The organism is Cupriavidus sp. 01L46, from assembly GCF_056399905.1.
Window position 1 is genome coordinate 46,603 of the sequence record NZ_JBFTSF010000009.1, and the last position, 8,183, is coordinate 54,785.

Annotated in this window: 4 protein-coding genes; 2 read left to right on the top strand and 2 right to left on the bottom strand. The window is 55.7% G+C overall.

Annotated elements, in window-relative coordinates:
* Positions 1–378 precede the first annotated feature (378 nt).
* Positions 379–5,214: a DEAD/DEAH box helicase gene (locus AC1DS3_RS03215; RefSeq protein ID WP_477126677.1), complete on the top strand. Its 4,836-nt coding sequence runs from the start codon at positions 379–381 to the stop codon at positions 5,212–5,214.
* A 229-nt stretch (positions 5,215–5,443) separates the two neighbouring features.
* Positions 5,444–5,593 (top strand): hypothetical protein, encoded by a 150-nt coding sequence (locus AC1DS3_RS03220; RefSeq protein ID WP_441649874.1) that lies wholly within the window; start codon positions 5,444–5,446, stop codon positions 5,591–5,593.
* A gap of 88 nt (positions 5,594–5,681) precedes the next feature.
* On the opposite strand, the gene AC1DS3_RS03225 is transcribed toward AC1DS3_RS03220, so the two are convergent.
* Positions 5,682–7,880 (bottom strand): hypothetical protein, encoded by a 2,199-nt coding sequence (locus AC1DS3_RS03225; RefSeq protein ID WP_441649873.1) that lies wholly within the window; start codon positions 7,878–7,880, stop codon positions 5,682–5,684.
* Positions 7,877–8,183, bottom strand: a 307-nt coding sequence (locus tag AC1DS3_RS03230; RefSeq protein WP_477126678.1) for a hypothetical protein, incomplete at its 5' end; no start/stop codon positions are given. The genes AC1DS3_RS03225 and AC1DS3_RS03230, both read right to left, overlap by 4 nt.

The window sequence follows — 8,183 nt, forward strand, 5'->3', positions numbered from 1 at the left end:
TGGACCGATAGCACCGGAACAGCGGCGTGCGGCACTAGGCAGCGCCCGGCATTATGGCCATAGCAGTGACGAACCCGATGCGTCCCAGTCCTCGAGCGATCAGCTAGACCGGTCATCCCAGGCAGATGGTAGAGGGACTCATAATTCGTGGTGCCGCGTTCGACTCACGGAAGGCCCACCAATATTGGAGCGGATTTGCGGGCGATTCGTCGTTGTCAGCAAGCCCGCACTTTTTTCTAGGGTTACGCCGCGGTTACGGCTAGAGGATCTGCCCGGCCGGTGCGCGGTTAATACTTCGGTGACCTTCGAATTGACCGTTGAGAGTCCATCCTCTAGCATCACCGGTTACCTTGGATTTGGGCATGGCGCACAGGAGAGATGATGGCAGAAGGCAACGCTGGCAAGAAAACKACACTTGAAGACATCCTGTCCTACTACCGGGGCGCAGCCCAGAGCAACAGGGACTTGGGTGACAGCTTCGAGCGCTTAGTCGCCAGATACCTGCTCATCGATCCCCAATACGCCGACCGCCTGAGCGACGTATGGCTGTGGTCAGAATGGCCAGACCGCTGGAACGTGGATGTTGGCATTGACTTGGTTGCGCGGGAGCGCAGTACAGGTGAGTACTGGGCAATCCAGTGCAAGTTCTTCGACCCGGGGACCTATTTGCAGAAGGCCGACATCGATTCGTTCTTTACGGCCTCGGGCAAGAAATTTGGAACCAAGGAYGGTGCGCGACATTTCAGCCATCGCTTGATCGTTTCCACCACCGACAAGTGGAGCAAGCACGCGGAGGACGCGCTCGCTAACCAAGTCATGCCGGTCAGCAGGCTGTGGTTTAAGGAACTCGCCAACAGTMCAGTGGATTGGAGCGCGCTGGATCTAACGCATCCCGGTGAACTGAAACTCCAGAGAAGGAAGACGCCGCGCGAGCACCAGATCGAGGCAATCACGCTTTCCGAGGAAGGTTTCAACGGCGCGGACCGAGGCAAGCTGATCATGGCTTGTGGCACGGGCAAAACGTTCACCTCGTTGCGGCTCGCCGAAAAAATAACCCCGAAGAGCGGGCGCATTCTGTTCTTGGCGCCTTCGATCTCGCTGGTGTCACAGACCCTTCGTGAGTGGACCGCGCAGTCCGAAGATCCGATCCACGCCTTTGTAGTCTGCTCCGATTCKAAGGTCGGTAAAGACACTGAAGAGGACATCAAGACCCACGATCTGGCATACCCTGCAACGACCGATCCGAAGGCACTTGCTACTGTCTCCAAGCTCTTAAGCAAGGATCGGCGGACGGTGGTCTTCTCGACCTATCAGTCGATTCAGGTGATCTCCGACGCTCAGAAGCTCGGGCTTGGGGAGTTCGATTTCATTGTGTGTGATGAGGCCCATCGCACGACCGGTTTGGTACTGCCGAACGAGGATCCTTCGGAGTTTGTGAAGGTTCACCAGAATCATTTGGTCGCGGGCAAAAAGCGGCTGTACATGACTGCCACGCCCAGGATCTACGGGGATCCGTCGAAGAAGAAGGCTGGCGAGCGAGAGGCCGCGCTGTACTCGATGGACGACGAGTCGACCTATGGAGCGGAGTTCTACAGACTCAGCTTTGGCAAGGCAGTGGATCTCGATCTTCTATCCGAGTACAAGGTGCTGATCGTGGCAGTAGAAGAGGAGGCGATGGGCAGTCTCGCCAATTCCTACAACAACGCCTACAAACTTGACGAAAAGAAGGCGGTGGACATCCGGTTCGCGACCAAGATCATCGGTGCGTGGAAGGGCCTCTCCAAGCAAGGTCTTGTCGAGATCGACGGCGACGAGCAGGTGCCACTGAAGGAGGACACTAACCCCATGCGCAGGGCCGTGGCGTTCTCTAGGTCGATCAAAGACTCCAAGCAGACGACGGAGGTTTTTGGGCAACTGGTAGATTTGTATTACAAGCGGCACATTGGCGAGGAAATGCCGATGGTGCAATGCGATCTGGACCACGTCGACGGCGGCATGAACGCCTTGGTACGCCAGAATAAGCTCGAGTGGCTAAAGGCCGACATAGCAGAAGGCGCTTGCCGGGTCCTGTCGAACGCTAGGTGCCTTTCAGAAGGCATCGATGTGCCTGCACTGGATGCTGTGGCCTTCTTCGACACACGAGAGTCGATAGTTGACATCGTCCAGTCGGTCGGCCGCGTTATGCGTAAGGCCGAAGGCAAGCGCTACGGCTATATCATCCTGCCCGTCTGCATTCCCTCGACCAAAGTTGCCAACTATAACGATTACATTGACAGCGATCCTCAATTCAAGGGCATCTGGCGTGTTATCAAAGCACTGCGAGCACATGATGAGTCGCTCGTAGATGAAGCAGAGTTCCGTCGTAAGATCTCGGTGATCGGCGGAGGTAAGGGTGGCGGGGGCAGTGGCAGTGGCGGCGGCGGCGGCGATAACCTGCCCCTCGACTTCCCCGAGATACCGGTCGACGATGTAACCAACGCTGTCTATGCGGCGATCCCCAAGAAATTAGGTGACCGGGAGTACTGGAGCCAATGGGCGAAGGATGTTGCTGTCATAGCGGAGCGTCTGATTACGCGGATCAATGCGTTGCTAGAAAAGCCGAAGCCGCGTAAGGCTTTTGACTCGTTCCTGAAAGGGCTCAGGGAGAACCTGAACCCAACGGTGAGCGAGGAAGAAGGCATCGAGATGCTGGCCCAGCACATCCTTACGAGACCAGTATTTGAGGCGCTATTTGACACTTATTCGTTTACGAAGAGCAACCCTGTATCGAGCTCGATGCAGCAAATCGTTGACCTGCTGGACGCGCACGCGATCGACAGCGAGACCGAGAGCTTGGAAAAATTCTACGCCAATGTTCGAGACCGCGTGAGCCTTGCCAAGAGCGAAAAGTCTCGCCAGGACATCATCAGGAACCTTTACGACACCTTTTTTGCAAGTGCCTTCCCGCGCGTTAGGGAGCGCCTGGGGATCGTCTACACACCTGTGGAGGTGGTGGATTTCATTATCCACAGCATTGAAGCAGCTTTGAAGCGCCACTTCAACGCCAGCATCTCGGACACAGGGGTTCAGATGCTGGATCCGTTCACGGGGACGGGCACCTTCCCGGTTCGCCTGCTCCAGCTCGGGCTGATCAAGCCTGAGGCGCTGCAGAAAAAGTACTTGCATGAGCTCCATGCCAACGAAATCGTGCTACTGGCGTACTACATCGCCACGATCAATATCGAAAGCGCGTACTTTGGAATGACCGGGCAACATCTACCCTTCGAAGGCATTGTACTGACTGACACGTTCCAATTGAATGAAGCGTCGCAGAGGGATGTCGAGAGCGGGTTCTCGTTCGAGAACAGCGAGCGTGCGAGTAAGCAGAAGAAACAACCGATCAGGGTAGTGTTCAGCAACCCACCTTATTCAGCGCAACAGGAGAGCGAGAACCATAACAATAAGAATCTCGACTATCCACAGCTGGATGAGCGAATCGGCGCAACTTACGTAGCCAAGTCGAAGGCGACGCTTCTGAAGAACAACTATGACTCCTACGTGCGAGCGATCAGGTGGGCTTCTGATCGGATTGCGGACAAGGGGGTCGTTGCGTTCGTCACCAACGGATCCTTCTTGAAGGCACCGAACCTAGACGGCGTTCGGAAAGGTTTGGTGGGGGACTTCAGTCACCTTTATATATTTGACTTGAGAGGCGACCAACGTACAGCTGGCGAAACGTCTAAGCGGGAGGGTGGAAAGATCTTTGGATCAGGCTCGCGCGCAAGCGTCGCCATCTCGATCATGGTCAAGGACCCAGCTCACGAAGGGCCTTGTGAACTGAACTATTGCGACATTGGGGACTACTTAACAAAGGAGCAGAAGCTCGAGATCATCGAATCGCTACACAGTATCGAGTCTGTCGAGTGGAGGAAGCTGCAGCCTAACGAAGAAGGCGACTGGGCTGAGCAGCGCGATCCGAGATTCACTTCGTTCGTTGCGCTTGGAACGAAGGACAAGGCAGACAAAGAGGCGATTTTCTCGGTGTATTCGCTGGGCCTCATCACGAACCGTGATCCTTGGGTAACCAGCAGCTCGCCGAAGGCGCTATCTCACAATGTGCATCGGCTGATCGAGCAGTACAGCGCTGATCTGAACCGATACAGCACTGTTGTGAAGGACACGCCGAAGACCACTTGGCCGGAGGTGGACGACTACATCACCACGGATCCCAAGAAGATCAGTTGGACAAGATCGCTGAAGGCAAGTCTGAAGCGATTGAAGAAGATCGATTTTGACCAGCACGCTATCGTTAAGACAGCCTATAGGCCATTCGCCCCGCAGTGGCTCTACTTCAGCCGCACTCTGAACGAGATGGTCAACCAAGTACCAAAGCTGTTCCCGACGCCGCAGCATTCCAACGTGGTCATCTCAAGCACTGGTGTAGCGGATCGGAAGGGCTATTCGGCGCTCGTGACTGACTGCGCGCCAAACATGCACCTGACTGACACCGGTCAGTGCTTCCCAATGTACTGGTATGAGAAGGTAGAAGGAGAGGAAGAGGGTCTCAAGCAGGACACACTGTTCTCGTCGCGGGAAGAACCGGACKAGCATGGATACATCCGCCACGAGAGCGTCACGGATTGGGCGCTTGAGGCGTTCAGGAACGTCTACAAGGATGTCAAGATTAGCAAGGAAGACATTTTTTGGTATGTGTATGGCATACTCCACTCGCCTGAATATCGGCAAAGGTTCGCGGTCGACCTCAAGAAGTCTCTGCCACGGATGCCATTCGCTGGCGATTTCTGGGCATTCAGCAAAGCTGGCCGAGAACTCGGAAAGTGGCATTTGACGTATGAGGCTATCGAGCCATTTGGCATCCAGGAAGAGAACCGCAGGCTGGTGATGGAGCCCGGTGACTACAACGTCAGTAAAATGGTGTTCGGTAAGAAGGAAGGAAAGCCTGATAAGTCGGTCATCGCCTACAACGAGAACGTGACTCTCCGGGGCATTCCGCTGAGAGCATACGACTACGTGGTCAACGGCAAGCCTGCAATCGAGTGGATCATGGAGAGGTATCAGATCACCGTCGATAAAGACAGTGGAATTAAGAACGATCCCAATGTTTGGTCAAAGGACCACCGCTATATCATCGATCTGCTAAAGCGAGTAGTGCGCGTGAGCCTGGAAAGCGTGAAGATCATCGAAGGGCTGCCGGCACTAATTGAGCAATCTTGATGTGGGCTATGTGGATATGTCCGGGTCTTTTTCGAGGGCGGCGAGCGCCACGTTCCGATCGCCTCGCAGTCAGCGGCCCTCGGCCAATCCGAAAGGGTTGTCTCCTCTGTCGCTCTGGGCGACGCCCGGGCGCGAAGGGCCTGGCTGTGCTGGCAGGCCTACGCCCTTCCCCCCTCGAGGGGCGGCCGGCCTCACGTCGGCCAAAATTGATCTTCTTCCGCACCAGGTCGTGTTCACGCACCGCGTGACGACGACATCCCCAAGGCGCTTCCTCGTCGCCGACGAGGTGGATCTGGGCAGGATCATCGAGACCGTGCTCATCCTCCGGGAACTCAATGAGGTCTACCGCCTGCTCCCTCAGATTCAGATGTGGACCTGACGTGCGCTATTCTCAAGAACCCGCCGATTACGATTGATCGTCGATAGGGACGCTCCGAAGAGCGTCCCTTCTTCGACTGACCTGCAGCTCAGACTGCGAAGGCGTAGCCGTTGGCTCTAGTCAGAACGTAGTTCCTAATCACTGAGTAAATGTACAATCCCTCGTCACCGAGCTGGTTGACCTCGTCTACGAATTGTTCTCGGACATACTTGCGGAGCTGTCGATCTTGCATCATGTCACGAACTGTCCAAGCCGTCCGATCAGCATAAGCGATCGGGAATGGCAAGCTAGCGATCTCTAACTCGCTAGTTCGGTTCTGACGGGACAGTTCGATGAGCACATGGCCTAGTTGTTCTTTCAAGTAGCCCCCAGGGTTGCGCACGATTTCCACCATGTGCACCGTGTTGATGCGCGATTCTTCACCCTGCCTGGCATTCACTCCGAACAGGAAGCGGTTGCTGTCATGATCGGCATAGACAGCATAGAGATCGCCTGACGGCAATTCATCGGAGAAAGCTCCAAGCAGATTCTTCCGGATCGATAGGACCGTCAGTTCGACATGAGGCAAGGCGGCTGCCACTGCTTCGAAATCCTCGAGCGCGTATCCATCGCGCAGGAACAACACCTTTCTAGGCTGACTCTCAGTGATCTGGCTGAGGGTCGACACAAGCTCGTCAACTCCGCGCTTCTCTTTGGCCGAGCGGTCAATCGTCTCTGCCATATAGATCGTCGCATTGCCGTCTCGATCGACGACGACCGGGAACGCTGGCACGTCAAGGCCAGCAAACCGTGATACGTCCAACCCAAGTGCTATGTCGAAGGGCGACTCTACCTCGCACTTGTCGTTTGGATGCAAGGCAAATTTCTCCTTCATTCCTTGTAGCAAGTGGCCGACTTTGTTTGCATTGCCTCTCTGCCCTTCATCCACTACATGCTGCACGGCGATGCCTCGGCGCATCAGTTCAAATTCAACCAACTTGTTGTTGACCAGAGTACCGTTGCTGCGCCTACGCCATGCCATCACGACGTTTGCCCCTGGCCCGACAGATTCTTCGACGCGCTCTGCAATTGTCCTAGGCAGCTCTATCGCAATCTGCTGCGAGTATGTGAGCTTGCTGAACTCGAACCCCAGATTTCGCGCCTGACAAGTCGGGCCGGTAAAAAAGCCCATGAAAATTCGCTCGCTGTCTGGCGTACCGCCATCCGTGGGGTAAAGGATCACATTGCGGCTGTTGAGTGCGGCTCGCTCGGCTCGGTCCGGCGCGACTACTTTAAGGCTGAACTTCTCGCGGCGACGGATACGGTGACTATGTTCATAGTCCAATGCATAGCAGTGCGCCTCACGAGACTGGACGCGGTCGAACCAAGTTCCAACGGCCTGCTCAAGCCCACCAAACACGCTCGCCTTGTCTTCCATCCCAGTTCGGATCGCTTTGAAACCGAGCGCGCACAGATCGCCGGCTTCCGCCAATTCGGTTGGCAACTGCTTCTGGCGTCGATCGTCGACGAAACCGTGCAGGGCTTCACTAGCAATGAGGGCAAGGTCGCGGGCGGGATAGGCATAAAGCTTGCCGCTGGTGCCACCATGACGGCACCAGGCGACAACCATTTCCGCTTCTGCTTTGTTACCGTTCAAGGCTGCATCGGTTCGCCGCGCATACTCCTCTTGATTGAGGCGTCCACGTTTGACAAGGAAGTCACCCCAACGATCACTCTGGCCCTGCCGGTTGTGAAACAGGGTGATCTGCTGGAATCCTGTGATAACACACTTGTTCCCCCGTATGGTGTCGACGGCCGGTAGGTAGATGTCGCGGCCACTCATCCGCAGGAGATCCGCCAACATGTCAGCGATCGGGAGATTCTGTGAGAATACGCCGCGATTCCGCACTGTGACATTGAAGAACACCCGATCACCGACAAGTCGATCGGCCTTCAGCGTAGCGTAACGCGTCGATTGAAAGGACCTGTGTTCGCCTGCAGCAAGATCGGTCAGCTGGCTCACACGGATACCGCGCTCAGCAATGTTCCAACCGATGCCTTCGGACAACGTTGTTGAAGCCAGGACCTGGTTCATGGCCAAGGTCATGTCTCGGTTATTGTTTTTGCTGCCGGTAACAAAGCAGTTGAGCAAATCTCGGACAGTCCGCGCCAACATCACCTTCTGCAGCATTGTTTCGTCCTCGATGAGCCCGCTATCGTAGAGAGCGTCGATAGCATCGGCCGCAGAGAGGCTTAGTAGTTGCTCAGACGGAGTGACCTGGAAGAGGTTCAACGCGATAGTGCTCATGCATCCACCTCGTTAATGTGCAGGAATTTATTGAAAGCGCAATGCACACCACTGCCACAGTGGCGGCACTGGTCTAGCGTTACCTCACCTGGGCCACCGCCGACAAGTGGCACCGCCTCAAACATGCCGGTGGGTCGTTCGGCGCTATTCAAGTATGTGGTCCGCAACTCTCTAATCTGGCCAACCGTCTCGGCGAACTGATCGCGATCGAACCGATCCGTGTACACGATCCTCGCGTGGTCTACGCCCGCGGTGATCTTGAAGTTCGACCCTTGACCTATATGCGGAAGTACATCGCAATGC

Coding starts and splice junctions, on each gene's coding strand:
- AC1DS3_RS03225 (WP_441649873.1), bottom strand. CDS start 7,880: ATGAGCACTATCGCGTTGAACCTCTTCCAGGTCACTCCGTCTGAGCAA.